Annotated in this window: 17 protein-coding genes and 4 tRNA genes; 5 read left to right on the plus strand and 16 right to left on the minus strand. The window is 54.2% G+C overall.

Annotation, left to right across the window (positions count from 1 at the left end; translation table 11 throughout):
- Positions 1–9: 9 nt before the first annotated feature.
- The 9 genes from OKC28_RS07930 to OKC28_RS07970 all read right to left on the minus strand — a co-directional run bounded on the left by OKC28_RS07930 (position 10) and on the right by OKC28_RS07970 (position 13,970).
- Positions 10–468 (minus strand): hypothetical protein, encoded by a 459-nt coding sequence (locus OKC28_RS07930; protein ID WP_256686439.1) that lies wholly within the window; start codon positions 466–468, stop codon positions 10–12.
- Positions 465–2,510, minus strand: a complete 2,046-nt coding sequence (locus OKC28_RS07935) for a hypothetical protein (protein WP_256686441.1) — start codon at positions 2,508–2,510, stop codon at positions 465–467. The genes OKC28_RS07930 and OKC28_RS07935 overlap by 4 nt, the downstream gene beginning before the upstream one ends.
- The gene (locus OKC28_RS07940; RefSeq protein WP_270688609.1) at positions 2,510–4,246 is read right to left on the minus strand and encodes a hypothetical protein; all 1,737 of its coding nucleotides are present in this window, start codon (positions 4,244–4,246) and stop codon (positions 2,510–2,512) included. The genes OKC28_RS07935 and OKC28_RS07940 overlap by 1 nt, the downstream gene beginning before the upstream one ends.
- Positions 4,239–5,564, minus strand: a complete 1,326-nt coding sequence (locus OKC28_RS07945; RefSeq protein ID WP_256686447.1) for a tyrosine-type recombinase/integrase — start codon at positions 5,562–5,564, stop codon at positions 4,239–4,241. Before OKC28_RS07945 ends, OKC28_RS07940 begins: the two co-directional genes overlap by 8 nt.
- Positions 5,565–5,664: 100 nt before the next feature.
- Positions 5,665–7,014 carry a glutathione-disulfide reductase gene (gene gorA / locus OKC28_RS07950; RefSeq protein WP_270688611.1) on the minus strand — a complete coding sequence of 450 codons (1,350 nt, stop codon included), beginning with the start codon at positions 7,012–7,014 and terminating at the stop codon, positions 5,665–5,667.
- A 76-nt stretch (positions 7,015–7,090) separates the two neighbouring features.
- Positions 7,091–9,088 (minus strand): ATP-binding protein, encoded by a 1,998-nt coding sequence (locus tag OKC28_RS07955; RefSeq protein WP_270688613.1) that lies wholly within the window; start codon positions 9,086–9,088, stop codon positions 7,091–7,093.
- 92 nt (positions 9,089–9,180) lie between these two features.
- On the minus strand, positions 9,181–12,261 hold the full coding sequence (locus tag OKC28_RS07960) for a multidrug efflux RND transporter permease subunit (protein WP_265458288.1): 3,081 nt from the start codon (positions 12,259–12,261) through the stop codon (positions 9,181–9,183).
- A gap of 15 nt (positions 12,262–12,276) precedes the next feature.
- Positions 12,277–13,383, minus strand: coding sequence for an efflux RND transporter periplasmic adaptor subunit (locus OKC28_RS07965; protein ID WP_059112353.1), 1,107 nt, complete (start codon positions 13,381–13,383; stop codon positions 12,277–12,279).
- Complete coding sequence (locus OKC28_RS07970; RefSeq protein ID WP_059112354.1) at positions 13,380–13,970, minus strand: TetR/AcrR family transcriptional regulator; 591 nt, start codon at positions 13,968–13,970, stop codon at positions 13,380–13,382. The genes OKC28_RS07965 and OKC28_RS07970 overlap by 4 nt, the downstream gene beginning before the upstream one ends.
- A 259-nt stretch (positions 13,971–14,229) precedes the next feature.
- On the opposite strand from OKC28_RS07970, the gene OKC28_RS07975 reads away from it, so the two are divergent.
- From OKC28_RS07975 to OKC28_RS07995, 5 genes are all read left to right on the plus strand, one after another.
- Positions 14,230–14,306 (plus strand) — tRNA-Arg (locus OKC28_RS07975).
- 50 nt (positions 14,307–14,356) lie between these two features.
- Positions 14,357–14,432 (plus strand) — tRNA-His (locus OKC28_RS07980).
- A 20-nt stretch (positions 14,433–14,452) separates the two neighbouring features.
- Positions 14,453–14,538: transfer RNA gene (locus tag OKC28_RS07985), tRNA-Leu, on the plus strand.
- Between the two features lie 77 nt (positions 14,539–14,615).
- Positions 14,616–14,692, plus strand: a tRNA-Pro gene (locus tag OKC28_RS07990).
- A gap of 186 nt (positions 14,693–14,878) precedes the next feature.
- Positions 14,879–15,391, plus strand: a complete 513-nt coding sequence (locus tag OKC28_RS07995) for an RICIN domain-containing protein (protein ID WP_059112355.1) — start codon at positions 14,879–14,881, stop codon at positions 15,389–15,391.
- A 116-nt stretch (positions 15,392–15,507) separates the two neighbouring features.
- Here OKC28_RS07995 and OKC28_RS08000 read toward each other — a convergent pair whose 3' ends face one another.
- From OKC28_RS08000 to OKC28_RS08030, 7 genes are all read right to left on the minus strand, one after another.
- On the minus strand, positions 15,508–16,320 hold the full coding sequence (locus tag OKC28_RS08000) for a Cof-type HAD-IIB family hydrolase (protein ID WP_270688652.1): 813 nt from the start codon (positions 16,318–16,320) through the stop codon (positions 15,508–15,510).
- 90 nt (positions 16,321–16,410) lie between these two features.
- A complete protein-coding gene (locus OKC28_RS08005) occupies positions 16,411–17,451 on the minus strand; it encodes an alpha/beta fold hydrolase (protein ID WP_270688619.1) in 1,041 nt (346 codons plus the stop codon).
- Positions 17,441–18,187, minus strand: coding sequence for a tRNA (guanosine(18)-2'-O)-methyltransferase TrmH (gene trmH / locus OKC28_RS08010; protein WP_270688621.1), 747 nt, complete (start codon positions 18,185–18,187; stop codon positions 17,441–17,443). The genes OKC28_RS08005 and trmH overlap by 11 nt, the downstream gene beginning before the upstream one ends.
- 156 nt (positions 18,188–18,343) lie before the next feature.
- A complete protein-coding gene (spoT, locus tag OKC28_RS08015; protein WP_005319472.1) occupies positions 18,344–20,458 on the minus strand; it encodes a bifunctional GTP diphosphokinase/guanosine-3',5'-bis pyrophosphate 3'-pyrophosphohydrolase in 2,115 nt (704 codons plus the stop codon).
- A gap of 134 nt (positions 20,459–20,592) precedes the next feature.
- Positions 20,593–20,868, minus strand: a complete 276-nt coding sequence (gene rpoZ, locus OKC28_RS08020) for a DNA-directed RNA polymerase subunit omega (protein ID WP_005307060.1) — start codon at positions 20,866–20,868, stop codon at positions 20,593–20,595.
- Positions 20,869–20,947: 79 nt separating this feature from the next.
- On the minus strand, positions 20,948–21,574 hold the full coding sequence (gmk, locus tag OKC28_RS08025) for a guanylate kinase (RefSeq protein WP_021140198.1): 627 nt from the start codon (positions 21,572–21,574) through the stop codon (positions 20,948–20,950).
- A 299-nt stretch (positions 21,575–21,873) separates the two neighbouring features.
- Positions 21,874–22,929: a glycosyltransferase family 9 protein gene (locus OKC28_RS08030; protein ID WP_270688626.1), complete on the minus strand. Its 1,056-nt coding sequence runs from the start codon at positions 22,927–22,929 to the stop codon at positions 21,874–21,876.
- Positions 22,930–22,978: the final 49 nt, after the last annotated feature.

A 22,978-nucleotide genomic window follows, 5' to 3' on the forward strand; every position in this document is an offset into this window, starting at 1 on the left:
CAAAATTAATTATTGTATTGCTGTGATCATGCCGCGTTTAAATCTAATCAGTTCCTCTTTCAACTCAGCATTTTCGTATTCAAGAACACTGATTTGAGCTAGCGCTTTGACGAGTTTATCATTTAATTGCTGCTGAGCAGCAGCAAACAATGCCAGCTTGTTTTTTTCAGCCTCGTACTTCTCCTTGTAGTTCGTTTTAATTCGCTTTTGCTCGTTGAGCTTGGCTCGCACGGCCTGAATCTCTGGCACTACCAGGTTGCCTCTATCTGTAGAGATCTTTGCTTTGGCGGCTTTTACCTTGGTAACAAACTCAGGGTAGTAATAGCCGCTGCCATTGCCTAGGTTAGCCTCCTCCTCTACAGCTCTGACGCTGAGTTTGCGGCTCTTAGGGATACGTTTAGGCTGACCGTGTATGATGCGTTCCAACGCCGCCTCTAAGATCATTAAGGTGTTCTCGCTTTTGTTCATACTGTCGTTGCCTTAAGTTCTGGCTCAAAGGGGGTAAATATCATGCCAAAGTCTGACATTACATTTTCTGCTGCTCGTATCTGAGTGATGTAATGGCTGCGTTCGGTCACAGAAATATCGTCACCTGACTCCATATAAGCGATTAAACTGCTGTGTTTTTTCTGCCACCATTTGGCTTGTTGCTCGTCAATAATGCTACTGCCAGAACCACAATCTACGCAAAATTGTGGTGTGACCACACCATCCATATCGCAGTCGTATCCCGACTTACAATAGCTGTGCATAGAGCCATGAAGGGTTAGTTTCCCCTCTTTAACCGCTTTGTAAATCACCTCCCAAGAGCCATAAATGGTTGGCACATCACCGCGCATCTTCATAATGGCCTTACCATGGGTTCCTGACAGTGTTTCATCCGAGTGCCATTGCTTGAAAATTTTATTTGCTGTGCATTCGGCATTAATGTCAGCCAACAAGCTACGCATCTTGTCATCAATTTTTAAATTGTGCAGACTAGCTAGTTTTCCGCCATTGGTGTACCACTCCGTCATAGATAAATATAGATGCTTAAACTGTTGCTTAAGCGCAACCAAGGTGCCAAAACGGTTTTTAATGCAATAAAATGCCAGCGTGCGCCGAAATTGGTGTGGAGTCAAAGGCCAAGCTTGCCCTGGTACTACGTCCTCTTTCACGCGTACCAATGATCGAGGGTTAGACATAAGGCATTCTTGGTAGTCGGCTTCGGTAACAGAGAAATCAAACTGCCGACAAAAGCGCTTTAATCGCTCACTCCAATTGTTGATAAGTACAGGAGGTATTGAGCGTTTATATTGATTTAACCATAGTGTATTGGCGTATTTTTCATTCGGGTAGTTAACGTCTTTTCGCCAGTTTTCCGTAAGTACGGTCATCAGTTCAATGGCAGTTTTTGAGGATGCAGCTGTCACCCATGTTTCACGCTTTTCACCGAACTTAAAGCTGTGAGATTGCAGCATGTGGTAATCCCGCCCCTCGAACGTATCTTTGTAGTAACAGCCAGGAGACAGTTTATCCAGTTCCGAGTCTCGCATTCCACTAAAGCCGCCACAGATAATGTAACTTGCGGTGATGAGATTTGATAAGTAACGTTGGAAATGGTCTCCATGCGTTAATTTAATGCTGGGGAGTTTGTTGGCTAAAGTGGATAGAATTTTTCTCTGTTCTTGAGGTTTGTTATCTACGATTGTAGAGGCATATTTATGTCCGTCGATGCTTCCATCAGTATTCATAAAAGCAAATACTGCGCCAAGTTTAATCTTCACATCCAATTCGCGCTTAGCTGCATTATAGTTGTCTTGTAGAGATTTTTCGGTGTCTGCAATGAGTTTCCGGTGTGGGTAAGCGCCCTCTACCAACTCAATCGCTTTACCATAGATGGCATCACATAAGCGCTCTGGAATCACGAGAGTTTGTTGCACTTCCTTCAAACTTAGGGACTTCGATTTTATATTGCTTTTAATAGAAGGTAAGCCCAATTCTAACCTGTGCCACGAGGCAAGGTCTGTCGCAGTATTAATTGAAATAAAAGTTTGTTCGAGAGCGCTTTGGGTGCAATCTCTGGCTATCAAATAATTCTCAAACTCTACCCAGACGTTTGACTGAGATAGTGCGCTTAGGGAGTAGTGATTGCTTTTAAATAAAAATTGGTAAGCGCGTTTAATTGCTGAAAGTCGAGTGTAGACAGTCGAAAATTTCACGGCTTTTTTCTTCTTAAGACTTTTATTAAACAACCAACCATATGTGATCAGTTTAAGCTCTCGTTGCAACTTTGGCGTATGCTCAAACTCTTTAAAATTAAGGTTGTTCGCACTTTTATTTCTAGAAAAGGGCATGCAATTCCAAACGCTTTGTCCAAAGCAGGCGGTAACCTGACCATCTCTGTCTTTGCAGACTGTGACAATATCAAGTTTGTCAAATTGCCCTTCATGGTAGAGTTTGACCACATCGATATCTTGAACTTTATGCTGCTCAGGAAAGTTGCTGGAATAGAGGTGTGATGTTTCCATTATTTTACCTTCTGGGGTGGTTTTGGCAGCAGATTTAAAAGATATGCGCTGTCGTCCCAAGCGGGATGTAAACCCTCGTCATTTAACTTTTCTTCGGCTTGTTTTAGTATCTTTTTATTGATGCTCGGACATATATTTGTATCGATAAAGTTAATGATTTTCTGGAAATTTTTGCGGTAGTGGCTGGCATCCAAGTGCAAATACAGCGACTCCTCAACGCATGTCTTAAACGACAGTAAACACCAAATGTCAGAAACAGACTGCACTATTACTTGGTCAGGACAGCCGAAACAAGCTAGCAGATCAGCGCAGGCTAAACGCTCCCCCTCTTTAAGTAGTCCATGCAGTCGCGCTTTGCGTGAGTATTTTTCAGACTTTTCACCAAAGGGGGCTTTACAACTTCCCCCGTTAGGCGTTCGACTTAAATTGGGGAGGTTAACTTTGTATTCCGCATCAATAACTAGTACCTCAATCCCTAATTTTTTCTGTGCCTCTTTTACGTCGATTTTATTTCTTATCTGCGCTTCACGAATGGACATAGTATCTTGCATCATGCCGTTGTTAGCGATTTTACTCCCTTCGCTATAATGCTTCTTGCGCGTTTTCGGGGTATTGTTGAGCATGAGATCGTTAGCCAAGTCACCTTGATGGTAAGCTGTTAACTGTGCGCCAGTTTCGCGAAAACGGCTTATGACAGGTCGTAAGCGGCGGTTAGTTTGATCGATAAAGGCAAAGTGCTTTTCGACCCATATCCTCAGGAAGGTCTCTAGCATTTTTGATGTTAAAGGTTGTGTTTTTTTTGAGACAGCCGTTTGCAGCAAAGTGGCATTTTCACCATCATGGATAAATTTTGATGCAGTCAGCAACTTATCAAAAAAATCCAAGGCATACTTGGGGATTTCTAATTCATGTCCACCCATCTCAAGTTGGATTGTTTTAAACGCACGGCGCTTAAACGCTGGCATGGTGTACCACACTTCACCGGCCTTTGTTGAGGCGTTGCTTGGCTGTTTTAGTTTGAATAAATCACTGGTGTTGGCGTAAGTGTAGTAAGACAGTAAATAGGTCGCTGCGCACATCATTTTTGTTATTCCTATGGCTAGTGGGTACTGCTGCCCTTGCCACTGGAACGTCATCGTATTTGTTTTGAAGCTACTATTAATATGTTTTTCTGGGTTTTGGATGAACTGTTGATAGGTTTGCTTAAACAACGACCTTAGAAATGGCAGCAATTGATTTAGATCGCTGCGACTATAGGCTTCAAAGGGTTCACGATCACTGCCGTCTCTGACCACTATACTATCGAAATAACTTTCTGGTAGCTCTAGATACTTAGTAAATAACGTCACCATGACTGTACGAGTGCTTTTATAGCTATTGCCTTTGTATTGTCCTTGCATCACTTTAGTATCCAGATAAGACATATAGCCTTCTAAAGATCGTTGGGTAAATGCGGGGGCATTGTTCTCGTCACACCATTTTAGATATTGAGCGGTTTTTACAAATATAGTTTTATGTGAGGCTAGACTTCCGCCCTCTTCAATTTTCTCGTCGAACTGTTCTTTCAATTGGTAAATAATTTGTTTGCGGTTGGCTTCGTTAAATTGCCCACCCTGTTGCAACGCTGCGGTCGAAGGTAATCCCTTGAAAAGGTAGCGATTGAAGTCAGCCCTGTAGTCATCAAGCTGAATACACAACTTGGGGTTCCAACCACTGATGTAGGTAATATTATTCATCGTTACCGCCCAGCGCCTCATGCATGATGCTATCGAGCATCCCAAATTTTATTTTGAACGCCTCCTTTTGTTTTAAGAAACGTAGATATTTCCAAGTGGTTGACTCGTTTTTGTGTCCCATCCAGCCCATTAGCAGCTCCATGCACTCCACGACTGACAAGTTGGCTTCCAACAGGTCATTGAGACGGTAGGTGCCGTAGGTGGAACGCAGATCATGAAAGCGATATATAAATGAGGGATGAAGTTGTTTGAGCTGAGTCCTGAACTCTGTCCACCGAGCCTCGATGGATTTAGCGGTTACGGGATTTCCTTGCTTGCTGACAAAAAGTGGTTCGTGTTTTTTGCACCATTGAAGAGTATCTATAGCCGCTTGATGAAAAGATGCTTGAGGATCGGTCAAGAGCTCAATTTTTTGGTAGAGTTTGGTTAAGCGTTTTAGGCGGCGCTCAGAGGTGCGATATTCATTCAAAACTGCCAACAATTGCGCTGAGACTTCAATCTGTCTTGATTTGCTATATTTGGTTTGAACACCCGTTATTTGTGGTGAGAGTAATAGTTCATAACGGTGTTGGCTTTCAGCCAGTGGTGTGGCCGTATCTAGAACATCAAGGGTTAATGTTGCGACTTCATTAATACGTAACCCGGTATCAATAGATAGCAGCACTTGTAAACGCAGTTCCTCTGCTGTTTGTGGTAAATGCTGGGTCAAGATAGCCAATGATTCACGACTTAATGGAGATAAGGGACGAACGTTTTTGCTGCTCGCGTCACGTGCGACTTTTATCCTCAAATCGCTTGTTTGCACGGTATAGGTGGGGGAGAGATGTGCCAGCATTCCGGTATTTTTTACGGAGACAAATTCAATTGTAAAGGGCGCTTCCTTCTCATTCCTGATTCTGAGGTAGCCATCGTGCATCAACCACTTGTAGTAGTTCACTATATGGTTCATGCGCACACTGGCAGTGCTTTGTGCCAGCTCTTCAAGCTTTACTTGTTTCAGTAAATGAGAACGAAACTGGTACGTGGGCTTTAAACGCTTTACTGGCGGGAAGTAATCCCAGGTCAAGCCGTTATCTTCAAGGAACTGATAGTAGGCGTGCAGAGCCTTGGCACAAGGAGAGAGGTCTTTGGCTTGATTAATGGCCTTTTGATAGAACAGGTAGCTGTTCGCTTCGTGATTAAAGGTGCCATCCTGGTTAAACAGGGTGGGCAAGGAGCCAATGTTGCCACTGATGGGATCGCAAGACAACGCACCTTGGGCATCGGTTTTAAGCTCAGTTTTTGTGCATACGTCTGCTGAGGAAATGAGATAGGACATAAATCTACCTAGAAGATGCCACTGACCATACATACAGTATAGACAGTGGCAGGGTATTTTCCAGATTTACTTATGTGTGTGGGTTGCTTTTTCTACACCGCTACCTAAGGGTAACAAACTCTTCCGCGCTGGTGGGATGAATGGCCACGCAGTTATCGAAATCAGCCTTGGTAGCGCCCATCTTCATGGCGACACCGAAGCCTTGCAGGATCTCGTCCATGGCAAAGCCGATGCCGTGCAGACCGACCACTTTTTCTTCCGGCCCGACACAGACCAGCTTCATGCGGGTGGGTTGGCGATGCTGTGTCAGTGCCGAATACATGGCGGTGAACTGGCTGCGGTACACCTTCACCTGACTCTCGCCATACTCGGCGATGGCCTCTGGCTCGGTCAGGCCTATGGTGCCAATGGGGGGGTGGCTGAACACCACTGTGGGTACCAGATTGTAATCAAGGTGCTCATTGGGCTTGTTGTTGAACAACCGCTCCGAGAGGCGGCGACCTGCGGCGACGGCCACCGGGGTCAGCTGAATGCGACCCGTGTTGTCACCCACCGCATAGATGTTGGCGACGTCGGTGTTCTGGAACTTGTCGGTCGGGATAAAACCCTTGTCGTCCAGTTCGATGCCGGCTGCTGTCAGGTTGAGATTGTCGGTGGCTGGCGTGCGGCCAATGGCCCAGATCAGGCAGTCGACCGTGAGGTGGCGACCATCTTCCAGCTGCAGTGTCAGGCTGTCATCGGCGTTCTTGATCACCGCCTTGGGCGTGGCATGGGTGTGCAGTTTGGGCCCTTCTTGCGCCATGATCTCCACCAGAGTCTCGTGGATCATGGGATCGAAGTTACGCAGCGGCGCGTGTTTGCGAACCACCAGATGGGTTTCACTGCCGAGGGCCTGCATCACGCCAGCAATTTCGACGGCGATATAGCCAGCACCGACCACGGCAACCCGCTTGGGCTGCGCCTGCAGATCGAAGAAACCATCGGAATCTATACCCAGTTCGGCGCCGGGAATAGTGGGTACTTCAGGGCGGCCACCGGTGGCGATCAGTATGTGATCGGCCGTGTATTGTTCACCATTGACCTCGATCGTGTTGCTATTGACGAAGCGGGCGAAGCCTTTGACGATGGTGATCTGGTTTTTGCCCAGCACATTCTGGTAGGACTGATGGATGCGGCCTATATAGGCCTGGCGGGACTCGACCAGCTTGGCCCAGCTGAATTGATTGAGTGTGGTATCGAAGCCGTAATCGGCGCCATATTTCAGGGCATCGGCGATCTGGCCTGCATACCACATGGCTTTCTTCGGTACACAACCGACGTTGACGCAGGTTCCCCCCAACTCTTTGGCTTCAATCAGGGCAACTTTTTTGCCGTACATGGCAGCCCGGTTCGCCGAGGCGATACCGCCACTGCCGCCGCCGATGGCGATATAGTCAAAATGCTGTGCCATTGCGAGATTCTCCGCTCATTAAGAAGGCAATCACAGCATGATGGGGATAAAGCGGCTGGCTCACAAGAGCCAGCACTCAGTTATGTTGGATTGGCAGGCGAATATGGAACTGGGCGCCATTGCCCGGTTCGCTGGCACAGCTTATGCGGCCTTTCAGCAACTGCACCACCAGGTTGTAGATGATGTGGGTGCCGAGCCCGCTGCCGCCCTGGCCTCGCTTGGAGGTGACAAAGGGGTCGAAGATGCGCGGCAGTATCTCCGGCGGTATGCCGCGGCCGTTGTCGCTGTAGTTGATCAGCAGCTCTTCACCCTCTTGTTCCACCTTGATGGTGATCTTCTTGGGCTTGTCCCAATTATCAAAACCATGGTTGATGGAGTTGAGGATCAGGTTGGAATAGATCTGGGTGAAGCTGCCGGGGAAAGAGAAGATAGACAGCTTGGGATCGCACTGGATATCGACTTCGCACTGGGCTTTTTTCAGCTTGTGACCGAGGGAAACCACTACCTGATGCAGGTTGTCAGCGAGGCTGAAGTTGTAGCGTGCTTCCGATGACTGATCGACTGCCACCTGCTTGAAGCTGGCGATAAGCTCCGAGGCGCGTCTCAGGTTGCTCTGCAGCAACTGCATGGATTCATCGAGGTTGACGGTGAACTCATTGAGGTAAGAGCGCGACAGTTGTTTGGAGTCGATATGCAGCTTGAAGTCAGCCACTCGCTCCTGCAGATAGGAGGAAGCGGTGACGCTGATGCCGATAGGGGTGTTGATCTCGTGGGCGACACCGGCCACCAGGGAACCGAGTGACGCCATTTTTTCCGATTCCACCAGGGTTTGCTGGGCCTGTTTCAGATCGTCGTAGGCCCTGCCCAGTTGATTGTTGGCATCGCTCAGGCTGCGGGTCCGTTCCACCACCTTGCCTTCCAGCAGCTCGTTGAGCTGAATGATCTCCCGCTCAACCTTCTTCAGGCGGGTGATGTCATAACCGAATCCGATCAGATACTTGAGGTTGGGCCCTTCGTAGAAGGGGGCGAAGGTCCACTGCAGTACCAGCTCATGGCCCTGCTGGTCATGCATGATGACCTCTTTGTCCTCGATGGCGCCGTGATCGGCCAGGGTCAGAGTCAGGTCTTCCCGCTGCTCCTGGCTGACAAACAGATCCAGCCAGTTGTGCTGCAATATTTCCTGCTGGTGATAGCCGGTCAGCAGTATGGCCGCCGGGTTGATGCTGGCGATGTTGAGATCCGGCTCCATGCAACAGATGACCATGTTGGCCGAGTTGATCAGCGTTGCCGAGAAGTCCCGCTCCTGTTGCAGCTGTTCTGCCGCCTGATGGCGTGCCGCAAACTCATCGTTCAGCCGTGCTCGCATCTGGTTGAGGGTGGCGACCAGGGTATCCAGTTCATCGGGTTTCTTGCGGGGCAGAGGGCGGCCTTCCAGCGTCAGTTCGACAGCCAACCTGTCCAGATTGAATTTTTGGGCGTAGTTGGCGATGCGGTTGAGATGACGAACCACCAGATAGTAAATGATGATCAGGATGCAGAATGAGACCACCAGCGTCTTGATGGTCTGACTGACCAGGATCAGCACGGACTTTTCGATAAGGCGCTGATAGATCTGCTCGAGGGAGGCGGCGACGAAGAGCTTGCCAACCACTTCACCCTGATAGGTGAGGTTGAATTCGCGGGAGATGTCGTAGCTTTCCCGTTCGACCCCCTGTGTCAACAGCGGGACTTCCGAGTTGCCGAGCATCTCCTTGACCATCACGAATTGCATGTTGGGCAGGTTCATGATGCCTTCGATCTGCACCTTGACCTGCTCTTCATCCAGGTTCCACAAACTGGCGGCGATGGGCTGCAGGAAGGAGGCTTCGATCTGGCCGATGCTGTCTTCGATGACGGCAACATCCTTGCGGTAATCCCAGGCAAGCTGAAGCGCCGTAATGATCATCGCCAATACGGTACTGCACACCAGAATATAGGAGAGCAGTCGGTATGAGAGTCCGTTGCGGCCGACGGCCTGCGCGGTCTTGGAGAAGAGTCCTGACATGGCGTCCTTGCGGTCTGGATATATTGCCATTTAGTTTAACTGCTTCATGCACTTATGTCGTGTTTCGTTAGCGTGATAAAAATAAGGCCCCGAAACGGGGCCTTGAGCAGTCAATTTGAGTATCAGTGACTCCCTTTCGCCTTGGGCGGAATGGATTCATCAAACACCGGCAGGGGTTTGTGTTCGGAGGCCAGGTAGGTATAGATCACCGGCAGCACGAACAGGGTGAAGATGGTGCCGATCGCCAGACCGGCCACGATCACGATACCGATACTGAAGCGCTGGGCCGCACCGGCACCCGCGGCATACAGCAGCGGGATCAGACCCGCAATCATGGCAGCCGTTGTCATCAGTATGGGGCGCAGACGCACCTTGGCTGCCTGCATCACGGCTTCCATCCGGTTCATGCCATGCAGCAACTGCTCTTCCTTCGCCACTTCGCAGATCAGAATACCGTGCTTGGTAATCAGACCCACTAGCGTGATAAGGCCTACCTGGGAGTAGATGTTCATGGTGGCCATGCCCCATGCCAGCGCAATCAAGGCGCCACTGATGGCAAGAGGGACAGAGACCATGATGACCAGGGGGTCACGCACGGATTCGAACTGGATCGCCAGCACCAGGAAGATGATGGCCAATGCCAGTGCAAAGGTGGCGTAGAGCGCATTGCCCTCGGTCACGAACTGACGGGCTTCACCCATGAAGTCGTAGCGATAGCCTTGCGGCAGCTTCTCTTCGGCTGTGGCCTTGAACCAGTTGATCGCATCCCCCATGGCCACGCCCGGTGCCGGTACTGCGCCTATGGTGGCCGAATTCAGCTGGTTGAAGTGGGGCAGGGCACGGGGCTCACCGACTACTTCAATACTGATGAGGCTCCCCAGCGGGATGGATTTACCGTCAGCCGCCCGCACGTAGTAACCCTTGATGGATTCCGGGTTCATGCGGTACTTGCGCTCGACCTGCGGGATCACTTCATAGGAGCGGCCATCCAGGTCGATACGGTTGACGTAACCGTCCGCCATCATGGTGCCCATGGTGATACCTATGTCCTGCATTGTGATGCCGTAGGCACCCGCCTTGTCCTTGTCGATCTTGATCTTCATGGTGGCGGAGTCGTAGTTCAGATCGAGATCCGAATAGACGAATTGGCCGTTGGCCTGGGTGGCCGCCAGCATTTCACCGGCGATCAGGAACAGGCTTTCGAAGCTCTTCGGCGTCGTGATGACGAACTGGATCGGCAGACCGCTCGACGCACCTGGCAGTTCCGGGAACTGGAAGGTGGTGATGGCCATGCCGGGGATGTCTTTCACCAGATTGGCAACCCGGTCCAGTACCTCTTTCTGGCTCGCTTCACGCTGGCTCCAGGGCACCATGGAGGCGATACCAAAGGCCTGGTTGGCATTGAACACACCGGAGAAGACCTGGGAGTAGGCGATTTCCGGCTGCTCATCCAGGATCTTGTTCACGTCCGCCATGGTGTTTTCGATGTAGTCCAGGTTGGCGTTGGACGGTGCCGTACCCAGCACGGCCATCACCCCCTTGTCTTCCGACGGAGCCAGTTCACTGGGGATGAATTTGAACAGCAGCGGCAGACTCCCAAATACGATGACGGCAAACACCACGACCACGATGCGCTTTTGCATCACGGCGTGCAGCATGCTGTCGTAGCGGTCTGTCATCCGTTCCAGCAGGTGATGAACCGTGCTTTCGAACTTGCCAGGCTTTTCGTTGGCCTTGAGCATCTTGGCGCACATCATGGGCGACAGAGTCAGGGCTATGATGCCGGAGACAAACACCGCCCCCGCCAGGGTCAGGGCAAACTCCTTGAACAGGGAACCCGTGATGCCGCCCATCAGGGCGATCGGCGCGTACACAGCCGCCAGGGTGACCGTCATGGCGATAACCGGCACGGCTATCTCACGGGTCCCTATGATGGCGGCCCGGAAGGGTTCCTCCCCCTGTTTGATATGCCGATCGACGTTCTCCAGCACCACTATGGCGTCATCCACCACCAGACCTATGGCCAGTACCATGGCCAGCAGGGTCATCAGGTTTATGGAGAAACCGAACAGATCCATCATCATCACTACGCCGATCAGACTGAGCGGTATTGTGATAATCGGGATGATGACGGCACGGAAGGAGCCAAGGAACAGGGTGATCACCACCAGCACTATGGCAGCCGCTTCCAGTATGGTTTTGATAACCTCGTGGATGGACTCGTTGATGGCGATGGTGGAGTCATACAGCACATTGGTCTGCATGGTGCTCGGCATGTTGCTCTTCAGGCTCGGCATCAACTCCAGTACATCGTGGGCGATGTTGATGGGGTTGGCTGTCGGTGCTGCGTTGACCGCCATGACCACGGCTTCGCGACCGTTGGCACTGGCGCGATAGATGTCGTGGCTCTTCTCCAGCGTCACCTTGGCAATGTCGGAGAGGCGGATCACCTTGCCGTCACGGGTGGCGACGACCAGCCGCTTCAGCTCGTCGGTATCGCTGACCTGGGTCTCGGCATTGCCGTTGAACAGGGTGAAGTAACCCGTCGCCTGACCGGTGGCTGACTGATAGTTGTTGCTGTTGAGCACAGTCATCACGTCGCTGGCGGTCAGGTTGAAGGCTGCCATCTTGGCCGGATCCAGCCATACCCGCAGGGCAAATTCGACCCCGCCGTAGAGGTCAACCTTGGACACACCGCCCACGGTGAACAGCTGCGGCTTGATGACCCGTTCCAGATAGTCGGTGATCTGGCTGGAGCTCAGTTCTGGACTGGTGAAGCCAAGATAAAGTACTGCCGTGGTCGAGCCGGTGGAGGAGGTGACCGAGGGGTCTTCCGCCTCTTTCGGCAACTGGGAGCGTACCGAGTTGACCTTGGCCAGTATGTCGGAGAGCGCTGCGTTGGGGTCCGTGTTCAGCTTCATGAAGGCCGTGACAGTGGAGCTGCCCAGCTGACTGGAGGAGGTCATGAAGTCGATATTGTCGGCTTGTGCTACCGCCTGCTCCAGCGGCTGGGTGATGAATCCCTGGATCAGGTCCGCACTGGCGCCATAGTAGCTGGTGCTGACCGTGATCACCGTATTGGTCACCTCGGGGTATTCGCGCACCTGCATCTTGAAGATGGCCTGAAAGCCCAGCAGGGCGATCAGGAAGCTGAGCGAGATCGCCAGCACAGGCCGTTTTATAAATATGTCAGTAAATCGCATTGCAGATCTCCGCGCTTACAGCATCGGGGTTTGTGCCGGAACGGCCAGGGCATCGTTTTCGACCACGTGTACCTTGGTGTCGTTGCTCAGGCGAACTTGACCCGACAGCACTATCTGGTCTCCAGCCTTGATGCCGGACAGCACATGCACGTCATTGCCGCGACGCTCACCCGCCTTGACCACTACCTGCTTGGCCCGTTTCACGCCGTCCGCCTCATGAATGACATAGACGTTCTCGCCATACAGGGTGAAGGAGATGGCGGATTGCGGGATCACAACCTGGTCTTTTACCGTGGGCAGAATGATGCTGGCGCGGGCGAACATGCCGGAACGAAGCTGACCGCCGTTGTTCGGGATGTCTGCCTGTACCTGGATCAGGCCGCTCTGGTAGTTGACTGCGGGTTCAATGGCGGTGATATGCCCGTCAAATTGCACTTGCGGATAGGAGTCCACATTGATCTTGACGGTCTGGCCCAGAGTGATTTTGGAGATATCGGTCTGGGGCACGGTGAAGCGCAGGCGCATCACACTGGTATCTTCCAGCCGCACTATGTCGGTACCCGGTTGCAGGTACTGGCCGAGGAAGACGTTGCGCAGACCGACCACGCCACCGAAGGGGGCACGTACCTGGCGACGGGCAATGGTTGCCTTCAAGCTGTCGATGTCCGCTTCCAGTGAACGGTAGCTGGCTTCGGCATCATCCAGTTGATCCTTGGAGATGGAGCTCTTCTTGTAGAGGTTCTGGAAACGCTCGAACTTGGCTCGCGCCGCCGGCAGCTTGGCCAGGGAGGCTTGCAGATTGGCCTTCTCGACGCTGGAGTCCAGGCTCAGCAGCAGCTGCTCAGCCTTGACCGGTTTGCCCGACTCGAAGGTGATGGCATCGATTGTGCCTGCCAGTTCGCTGGAGAGTGTTACCCCCTGATTCGGCTCGATGAAGCCGATTGCCTCTATGGTCGGCACCCAGTCCTGGGACTTGGTCACCATGGCGGTGACGGGGAACTCGGGCTCAGGCCGGTTGGCCATGAACTCTGCAATCTTCTTCTGTTTGAACATATTGAAGCCGATGACGCTGCCAAACAAGACGAGCGCTATCAGCAACATGATGGCCATCCACTTTTTCATGAACAGACTCCTGAGGTGGAAAAATTGGGGGTTAAAATGGCATTCCAGCTGGCCCGGATCGCGGCTTCCAGCTGTTCTTGCGTCAGCTCAAAGTGATGAACCTGGCGTTGTAGCGCCAGAGTTCCCACACAGTCCAGACTCAGCACCTGCAGTGCCCGGACGGGTAGATCGATAAACAGACCCTGTTCACGTCCCCGTTCGAAGAAGCGATCCAGAGGCGCCCAGGCGGCCATGATGACCGGGTCTTTCTCCAGTTCGGCTCCCAACGGGGAACACTCATATTGCAACTTGCATTTGAGTGCGTTGGGGTCGTCGGCAAAAAAAGCGTGGATGTTGAGCCACAGACGCCGAAATTGCTGAAATGACACCTCCTCTATCTGCACACCTTCCATGACCAGGGGATGACACTGGAGGATACTGTGTTGATAGAGCTGGCGGATCAGGTCATCTTTGTCACTGAAGTAACGGTAGATGGTGCCCGCCGCCACCTTGGCTTTCTTGGCAACCACGGCAATGGACAGACCGTGGAAACCCTGCTCGCCGAGAATTTCATGAGCCGCATTGAAAATGCGTTCTTTCTTGTTCATGACTCGATTATCACAACGGCTGAATGAACGTTCATTCATTTTAGGGGGGCATTGAAGCAAGTCAAGTTCCGCTGCTGGATGCATCACCATTAGGGGGGGGAACAAATTAGCGTTGCAGAGCTGGATCCAGCCTGAATGAAACAAAAATGGTGAAAAAGCGCCATAAACGATGGAAAAACAAGCGGTTGATTTGGCGGGAGCAAAAAAGTGTAGACAAGCCTGCCCCCATCATCAATAATGCGCCCCGTTCGACAGCGTAGCGCCCGTAGCTCAGCTGGATAGAGCGCTGCCCTCCGGAGGCAGAGGTCACAGGTTCGAATCCTGTCGGGCGCACCATTTAAAGTGCGCCGGTTAAACGGGCGTGTTGTGGAACGAAAACAGCTGTGGTGGCTGTAGCTCAGTTGGTAGAGTCCCGGATTGTGATTCCGGTTGTCGTGGGTTCGAGCCCCATCAGCCACCCCATTTTACAGCTTGTCAGGTATGCGAAGGTGGCGGAATTGGTAGACGCGCTAGCTTCAGGTGTTAGTGCCCCCCGGGTGTGAGGGTTCGAGTCCCTCTCTTCGCACCATACTTGCTGTATGATGAAGATGACCGAAAGTAGTTGTCTTGATGTTTTGAAAGAGTGTTGCAGTGAAAAAATTGTCTCGGTGATTAGCGCAGCCCGGTAGCGCATCTGGTTTGGGACCAGAGGGTCAAAGGTTCGAATCCTTTATCACCGACCATATTCAGAAAAACCTCGCTTCGGCGGGGTTTTTCGCTTTCCGGCGTTTCTTCTCTTCCCCGCCTCTGTGTTTGTCACGTCTGTTTACACTTCTGTTGGCACTTTCCTGTCACCGCTTCGGGTATGCTGGGCCGCAGACCCACAGCAAAGTGGGCATTATTGAACACTTTTCAGGCCAAAATGTCATATGCACCATAATACAGTTCGCGCCAGCACGTTGGCGCTGGTTGTCGTGGCCCTCAGCGGCTGCTCGTACAAACCCAAGCCGGATGAAATCCTGATGGGCGCCGCCCCCAGGCAGGCCATCGATGCTCCTTCTGCCCTGATGACCAGCGGTGGTTTTTGTGTGGCATTGAATGCCCAGGATCAACTGATCACTCAACCTTGTGAAAAGATAACCCGACAGCAGTTCAACTGGGATGCCGGCGCCCTGCAGCTTGAGCAGCGCTGTCTGGTGGCCAAGGGGGTGAGCGAGCTCGTGCTGGCTGAGTGTCAGGATGATAGCCGTCAATGGCAGTGGCAGGCGGATCGTCTGCTCAATCACAAGGTTGATCGGTGTCTGGATGTCGCCGGTCGTCGCCACAAGCCCGGCACACCGCTCCGGCTGGCGGAGTGCTACGGTGGTGCCAACCAGAGTTTCGAGTGGAAGAGTAGCGCTAGCATGCTGGAGCAGTTGAATCTGAAAAGCCTCATCTGGTGAGGCGATAGGAGATGTGGGGCAAGTTGCAGGCTGAGGGAGATTTCGCCTGTGTCTCGATTTGAAATATCTGCCAAACAGCATGGATACCACAGTCGTGGTATCCATGCTGTCACGGGTCAGGCTGCGCCAGCAGTACTGAGGGCGAACAGCTGCTCCAGATAGATGGCAACCCCATCTTCGTCCGAGCTCAGGGTCTGCTCATTTGCCGGCAAGGCGAGCTTGAGACGGTCGTGAGCATTGCCCATCACAACGCCACGGCCCACCATGTCCAGCATCTCGAAGTCGTTCATGCCATCCCCGAACGCGACGGCCTGAGACATATCCAGTCCATGCTGTGCCAGCACGGCGCGCACGGCATTGCCCTTGTGCACCCCGGCGTGCATCACTTCGAGGCAGTCCGGCAGGGAGAAGGTGACGTTGAGTCGATCACCATAATGCTGGTTGAGGTGAGCCTCGATCCGCAGCAGTTTTTCGTGCTCGCCGATGTAGAAGACCTTGTTGACCTTGTCCATCGGATGGGTGGCGAGGTCGGTGAGGCGGTAGGTGAAGCCGGACTCGTCATGGAATTGCAGCAACCAGGGCAATTCCTCTTCTACCAGCCATTCGTCGCCATAGTAGACATTGAGGTGAATGGAGGGGTCGCGATCCAGCGCGATCAACTCGGCGGCCACGGCAGCTGGCAGTGCCTGATTGAAGATGAGTTGATCCTGTTTGTCGTGCACCACGGCACCGTTGGAGGTGATGAGGTAGATGTCCAGCCCGAGCGTGTCGCGAATGCTGCGCACATCCACATGGTGCCGGCCAGTGGCCACCACGAACTTGATCCCCTGTTCCACCAGACGGTGCAGGGTGTCACGGGTGCGGGGGGAGATCTGGTGCTGCTTGTTGAGCAGGGTGCCATCGAGATCGGATACAACTACCTTGAACATCATTACCTCGGCATCAATTGAACGCCGGGGCAGTGTACCCCAGCGTTTTGCGTCACCCCATTTATTTAGGGATCCAAAAAATAACCAGCGCTAGAAGCGCTCGAAGAACGCCAGGGTCGCGCTCAGTGCGGCCTGACGCTGAGGGTCTGCCTCGATAAACAGCTCATGCCAGGCGCCCTCTATCCGCAGCGGCTTGCCCCCTTCACATCTGGCCTTGGCACAGAAAGCATCCTGGGCGGCATTGTCCACCACGCTGTCTTCCCCCGCCTGCAGCAGCAGTAGTGGCGTCTTGATCCGATCAGCGGCGGCAATGGCGCTGTCTCCGGCGGCTATCCCTTCGCGGATCCAGTGGGCTGTCACCCCCCCCAGCTTGATTTGCGGGTGCTGTTCGTAGAGATCGCGAAACGCCTGATAGCGCGGCGCGCTGTGGCTCAGGCCATTATCGGCAAATTCGTGTGACTGGTAGCTGCCCTGGCCAGGACCATAGGGTGGTTCGCCCAGCCAGCTGCCGACCGTGTCTATGCTGGCCGCGAGTCCCTGTGCCAGCCATTTGGGCAGACCGCCGAGGTTGATGCCCATCATGGGGGAGGAGAGCACGGCCGCCTTGATATCATCCGGCCAGCGTTCCAGGTAAAGCGCTGAGATGGCACCGCCCATGGAGTGAGCCAGCAGGAACAGTTTGGCGGGCTGATCTGCCATGATGACCTGGTCGTGGAACTGTTTGAGATCCACCACATAATCTTCGAAATCAGCAACATAGCCTTTCTGCTTGTCGGCCAGCATACGGTCGGACAAGCCCTGTCCCCGGTGATCGATGAGGTAGAGGCTGTAGCCCTGGCGCCACAGATCCCAGGCCAGTTCCTGATACTTGAGATAGCTCTCGACCCGACCATTGACGATGACGATGGCGCGATCCACCTTGGCCTTTCGCAGGGCTGCATAGCGGATGGTGACGCCGTCTCTGGCCTTGAACTCCCCCTCGATAGCATGTGTACGCCAGAAGTCGGGCAGCGTTTGCTGGTAAAGCGCGGGGACCTCGGCTTCGGATGTCAGCGGATAGGAATTGGTCACGGCTAGGGCTCCGGCAGAAAACAGGGTCAGTGCCAGCAGGGGCAGACAGTTAAATTTCATCGGTTGGATACTCCATATCCTGGGGATCTTCCTGTTGTGCAGCCCAGCCCTTGCGGGTCAGCTGCATCCGTTGCCACCAGGCCTCGTCCGCCAGAATTTCACCAGCCGGGCCGAGCTGGGGATAGGGCATCTCTTTCTCTTTGCATAGCTGGGCATAGATGGGGTAGCCCCCCTCGAACAAGATAGTGTTCTGCTCTTCAAGCGTGAGGGGGCAGCTGCGCTGATAGCAACCGGCCAGCTCGCGCTGGCGCTGGGCCTCGTAGAGGATGGCGGCGGCGGCCACCGAAACGTTGAGGGACTGCACCATGCCCACCATGGGGATGACGATATGGTGATCGGCCAGCGCCAGCGCCTCTTCACCGATGCCGTGTTTCTCCTGACCCACCAGAATGGCGGTGGGTCTGGTGTAGTCGATGGTGCGAAAGTCCACCGAGCTCTCCGATAGGTGGGTCGCCACTATCTGCATGCCGGAGGCTTTCAGCTCGGCCACGGCGCTGCCGATATCCGGGTGCAGCTTCACATCCACCCAGTTCTGGCTGCCGCGGGCCGTGCCCTTGCGCTTGTGGATCCAGGTCTTGGGCCAGACGGCATGCACCCTGTGGATGCCAATGGCATCGGCGGTACGCACTATGGCGGCCAGGTTGTGAGGTTTATGAACCTCTTCCATGCAGACGGTCAAGTCGAGCTGACGCTGGGCCAGCATGTCGGAAATCCGTTTAAATCGTTCAGGAGTCATATCAGTTTCTATAGGGTGAGGCGGGTGTGCCAAGAGTGCGCAGCAAGCGGGTTGAGCCGGGTTGAGGCTGGGTCAGTATGATACTGATTTGCTTGAGGCATTCGGGGATCATGGCTTGTCTCTATAAAAGCAGCAGGCGGCTTGCGCCGCCTGTTTTCAGTTCTTTTGTCGGCTCACCTTGAGCACATTGGGCATCACGCGGATCTTGCGCATGATGTTGGCCAGGTGGATGCGGCTCTTGGTGGTGATGAGCAGGGTGACCAGATAGACACGGCCATCCTTCTCTTCAGTGCTGATGGCGTGAATGTTGGCGCCGGTGGCGGCAATCACGTTGGCCAGCTCGGCCAGTGCACCCTGATGGTTGACTATCTCTACGCTGATGCCGGTGCGGAATTCCTGCTCCTGATCCTTGTCTACCTCCCACTGTACCGGCAGATACTTGTCCGGCTCGCGGCTGTATCCCTTGATATTGCGGCAGGCTTCCTGGTGGATCACCAGCCCCTTGCCCGGGCTGATGTGGGCAATGATGGCATCCCCAGGGATCGGGCGGCAACAGTTGGCGAAGGTGACCAGCATGCCGTCGGCACCCTTGATCGGCATCTTCTTGCTGCTGGATTTGGGCTGCTCTTCCGGCGGCAGTTCGCCCAGCATGCGGCGCGCCACCATGACGCTCATGGCGTTGCCCAGGCCCACATCGGCCAGCAGACCCTGCAGGTTTTCGTGTTTGGTATCGGCCAGCACCTGCTTGATGCGGGGTTCCGGAATGTCTTCGATGTTCTTGGCGCCAAGCGCATGGTTGAGCAGGCGGCGGCCCAGCACCACAGACTCTTCGGTGCGCAGGTTCTTGAGGAACTGGCGGATCTTGGATCTGGCCTTGGTGGTCACTACGAAATTGAGCCAGGCCGCATTGGGACGGGCGCCCGGTGCCGTGATGATCTCTACCGTCTGCCCCGAATAGAGCGGGCTGCTGAGGGGGTAGGGATGTCTGTCAACCCGTGAGCCCACACAGGCGTGGCCGATATCTGTGTGTACCGTGTAGGCGAAGTCCACCGGCGTGGCACCCGTGGGCAGCTCCATGATGCGACCTTCGGGAGTGAACACGTAGATCTCGTCAGGGAACAGATCTGTCTTGACCCCTTCGATGAACTCAAACGAGCTGCCGGCACTCTGCTGCAGCTCCAGCAGGCTCTGCATCCAGCGCTGGGCGCGGATCTGGGCCGTGGTGCCCGAGCTGTCGCCATCCTGCTTGTAGGCCCAGTGAGCAGCAACCCCTTTATCGGCCATCTGATCCATGAACTCGGTGCGGATCTGCACCTCCACCGGCACCCCGTGGGGCCCCACCAGCGAGGTGTGCAGCGACTGATAGCCGTTGGTCTTGGGGATGGCGATGTAATCCTTGAAGCGACCGGGGCGCGGCTTGTAGAGGCTATGCATCTGCCCCAGCACCCGGTAACAGGTATCTATGTCCTTCACTCTGACGCGAAAGGCGTAGATATCCATTACCTCATGAAATTGCAGCTCTTTTTTCTCCATCTTGTTGTAGATGGAAAACAGGTTCTTCTCGCGGCCGCTCACCTGGGAGTCGATGCCGGCCTCATGCAGGCGGCCCTCGATCTCGCTCTGGATGGAGTCGATGATTTCACGGCGATTGCCGCGGGCGCGGCGTACCGACTCTCGTAATACCCGTGAGCGCATGGGGTAGAGCGCCTCGAAACCCAGCTCTTCCAGCTCGTTCTTCATGGTATGAATACCGAGGCGGTTGGCGATGGGGGCGAAGATCTCGAGGGTTTCGCGGGCAATGCGGCGGCGCTTGTCCGGCCGCAGCGAACCCAAAGTACGCATATTGTGGGTGCGGTCGGCCAGCTTGATCAGGATGACCCGGATATCCTGGGTCATGGCCATCACCATCTTGCGGAAGTTTTCGGCCTGAGCTTCTTTGCGATCGCGAAACTTCAGCTTGTCGAGCTTGGAGACACCGGCCACCAGTTCGGCGACGGCATCGCCAAACAGTGCGGCCAGATCGGCCTTGGTCACGGGGGTATCTTCGATGACGTCGTGCAGCACTGCGGCCATCAGGGTTTCGTGATCGAGTCGCATGTCGCCGAGAATGCGGGCAACGGCAACCGGGTGGGTGATATAGGGTTCGCCACTGGAACGCATCTGTCCCTGGTGGGCATCACGGGCCACCACATAGGCTTGCCTGAGCTTCTCAACCTGCTCTGGAGGCAGGTAGGAACTGGCTATTTCTTTAAGATTTTCAAATAAATACAAGACAGTCCCCGCAGCGGTGAAACGGCAATCCGTGAAATTGAGGAATAGTCCTGAGTTTGCGAGGTTTTCGAGCGGTTGTAAATGGGAAGAACAGTCGGCACCCGGGCGGGCGCCGACCATGGGAAATTACTTACTTAACCGCGGCCTTCGGCGATGGCAGCAACGGCTGCCAGTTCGGCGGCTTCCTGTTCTTGCTGCTCGTAACGGTCCTGGGTATCCATCACTTGATTGTTCACCAGACCCAGTTCGATCTCGCGCAGGGCGATCACGGTCGGCTTGTCGTTCTCTTCGTCGACCAGGGGATCTTTGCCTTGAACCGCGATTTGGCGGGCGCGGCGGGCGGCGACCAGCACCAGGTCAAAACGGTTACCTACCTGTTTTACAGCATCTTCTACAGTAACGCGTGCCATGCAGGACTCCAGTGTTTGGGCTTTCTGTGTTTAAAAAAGCAGTGTTTAAAAATGACGCAAAAGTTTACTTGTTTTTGGCCTATTCTGCCAGTAGCTGTTGCAGCAAGTTTTGTTGTGCCTGCTGTTGCTGATGCATTTCCAGCCGTTGGCACTCAATAATGGCCCTGAGTTGGAACAGTGCCAGCTCAAAGTCCTTGTTGATAATGACATAGTCATACTCGTCGTAGTGCACCATTTCGGCAATGGCTTTCGCCATCCGGCCGGCAATCACCTCGGCGCTGTCCTGACCGCGTCCGATCAGGCGCTGTTCCAGCTCGGCGCGGCTGGGGGGCAGAATGAAGATGGATTTGGTCGGCATCTGCTCGCGGATCTGGCGGGCGCCCTGCCAGTCGATGTCGAGGAAGACGTCGATCCCCTGAGCCAGGCAGGCTTCAATGGCGGCGCGAGAGGTGCCGTAATAGTTGCCAAATACCTCTGCCCACTCCAGAAAGTCACCGCGATCGATCAGTTCCTTGAACTCTTCCACCTGCACAAAGTGGTAGTGCACCCCGTTCTCTTCGCCGGGACGAGTGGCGCGGGTGGTGTGGGAAACCGACAGTTGCATCTTGCCAGCCGGGTTGTGTTTGGTCAGCAAGGCATTGAGTAGGCTGGATTTACCCGCCCCGCTCGGGGAGGAGATGATATAGAGAGTGCCTTGTTGCGCCATGTCATTACCTTATTATCTAGAGCTGCGTTTTGGTTGTAGCAGAGGCTGCCGTCTTGTGCCCGAAAGGGAGACAGCCAAACGCAAAACGCAGGAAATTCTTGAGTCGGGAGGATGTAAAGGCGGCGAATTTTATCAGAAGGCGGCGGATAAAAAAACGGCTGGAATCATATTCCAGCCGATCAAAGTATTCGTTGCTTGCTGCGGGAGCGTAACCCACATCGGCTGCCATTCTGCCCCGCAGGTGGGACAGGGGCCATCAGGTTATCCCTGCCTCATGGCTCGGAATTTCCGAATCGCCCTCAGCCGGGCAGGTGACGATCGGCGCAGAGCCGGTCAAAGGTGGTGATGACCCTCTCAATCCCTATCTTGCCCATGGCATCCGGATCCTTGAGGCGGGTGCGCCAGCCGAGCTCGGCCAGCGGCTTGCCGGTTTCCTGTTCGATCAGTACCTGATAGACGCTGACCACGTAGTCACGGCACAAATAGGGGCCGGTGCGAGCCGGATTGTGGTGGGCGTAGAGGCCGATCACCGGCGTGCCTACCAGGGTTGCCATGTGGGTGGGGCCGGTATCGGGGGCCAGCACCAGGCTCGCTTCATCAATCAGGGCCAGCAGCTGTTTGAGGTTGGTCTGCCCCACCAGGTCCACCGGTTTGCTCTGGCTCAGCCGCTGTATGTCGGCCGCCAGATCCCGCTCCAGTTTGGCCGGGCCGCCGCACAGGTAGACCTGAAAGCCCTTGTTGGCCGCGTGATCCGCCAGCGCAGCATAGCCTTCGGCAGTCCAGTTCTTGAATGCCTTGCTGGCGGCGGCGCAGATGAGCAGAGTCGGTTTGCCGCCGATTTTCTCCCTGGCCCAGATTATATGTTCGGCGCTGATGGGCAGTTGCCAGTCCGGTGTCAGATCCTTGATGCCGAGCTCTTTGGCAAAGGCAAGGAAACCGTCCAGCACATGGGGAGATGTGGGGGAGGGAACCCTGTGGTTGGTGAACAACCACTGACCGTCGTTAGCGCGCGCCTTGTCGAAACCGAGTTTGACCCTGGCCTTGATACCGAGCGTCGCTATGCTGGCGCGCATGGCCGCCTGCAGGTGGAGCAGCGCATCGAACTTGTGTCCCTTGAGGGTGCGCCACAGGTCGAGATAACCGCACCAACCCTTGCTCTTGTCAAAAGCGATCACCTCGACCCCGGGCAAGTCGGCAAACAGGGTTGCTTCGATTTTGCCGGTGATCCAGGTGATGCGAGTCTGGGGCCAGGCCCGCTGGATGACGCGCACCAGCGCCAGCGCGTGGCAGCAATCCCCGATGGCGGAGAGTCGCAGTATGCAGATAGAAGAAGGCGGCGTTTGGAACAGCGGCATGATGTGGCGCTATGGTGGAAAAATGGATGGATGGCATTATGCAAACTCC

The organism is Aeromonas sp. D3 (genome assembly GCF_027705025.1).
Lineage (GTDB): Bacteria > Pseudomonadota > Gammaproteobacteria > Enterobacterales > Aeromonadaceae > Aeromonas > Aeromonas salmonicida.

Coding starts and splice junctions, on each gene's coding strand:
- OKC28_RS07930 (WP_256686439.1), bottom strand. CDS start 468: ATGAACAAAAGCGAGAACACCTTAATGATCTTAGAGGCGGCGTTGGAA.
- OKC28_RS08005 (WP_270688619.1), bottom strand. CDS start 17,451: ATGAAATTTAACTGTCTGCCCCTGCTGGCACTGACCCTGTTTTCTGCC.
- OKC28_RS07995 (WP_059112355.1), top strand. CDS start 14,879: ATGCACCATAATACAGTTCGCGCCAGCACGTTGGCGCTGGTTGTCGTG.
- OKC28_RS07945 (WP_256686447.1), bottom strand. CDS start 5,564: ATGTCCTATCTCATTTCCTCAGCAGACGTATGCACAAAAACTGAGCTT.
- OKC28_RS07935 (WP_256686441.1), bottom strand. CDS start 2,510: ATGGAAACATCACACCTCTATTCCAGCAACTTTCCTGAGCAGCATAAA.
- OKC28_RS07955 (WP_270688613.1), bottom strand. CDS start 9,088: ATGGCAATATATCCAGACCGCAAGGACGCCATGTCAGGACTCTTCTCC.
- OKC28_RS07940 (WP_270688609.1), bottom strand. CDS start 4,246: ATGAATAATATTACCTACATCAGTGGTTGGAACCCCAAGTTGTGTATT.
- OKC28_RS07970 (WP_059112354.1), bottom strand. CDS start 13,970: ATGAACAAGAAAGAACGCATTTTCAATGCGGCTCATGAAATTCTCGGC.
- gmk (WP_021140198.1), bottom strand. CDS start 21,574: ATGGCGCAACAAGGCACTCTCTATATCATCTCCTCCCCGAGCGGGGCG.
- OKC28_RS07960 (WP_265458288.1), bottom strand. CDS start 12,261: ATGCGATTTACTGACATATTTATAAAACGGCCTGTGCTGGCGATCTCG.
- OKC28_RS08030 (WP_270688626.1), bottom strand. CDS start 22,929: ATGCCGCTGTTCCAAACGCCGCCTTCTTCTATCTGCATACTGCGACTC.
- OKC28_RS07965 (WP_059112353.1), bottom strand. CDS start 13,383: ATGAAAAAGTGGATGGCCATCATGTTGCTGATAGCGCTCGTCTTGTTT.
- rpoZ (WP_005307060.1), bottom strand. CDS start 20,868: ATGGCACGCGTTACTGTAGAAGATGCTGTAAAACAGGTAGGTAACCGT.
- trmH (WP_270688621.1), bottom strand. CDS start 18,187: ATGACTCCTGAACGATTTAAACGGATTTCCGACATGCTGGCCCAGCGT.
- OKC28_RS08000 (WP_270688652.1), bottom strand. CDS start 16,320: ATGTTCAAGGTAGTTGTATCCGATCTCGATGGCACCCTGCTCAACAAG.
- gorA (WP_270688611.1), bottom strand. CDS start 7,014: ATGGCACAGCATTTTGACTATATCGCCATCGGCGGCGGCAGTGGCGGT.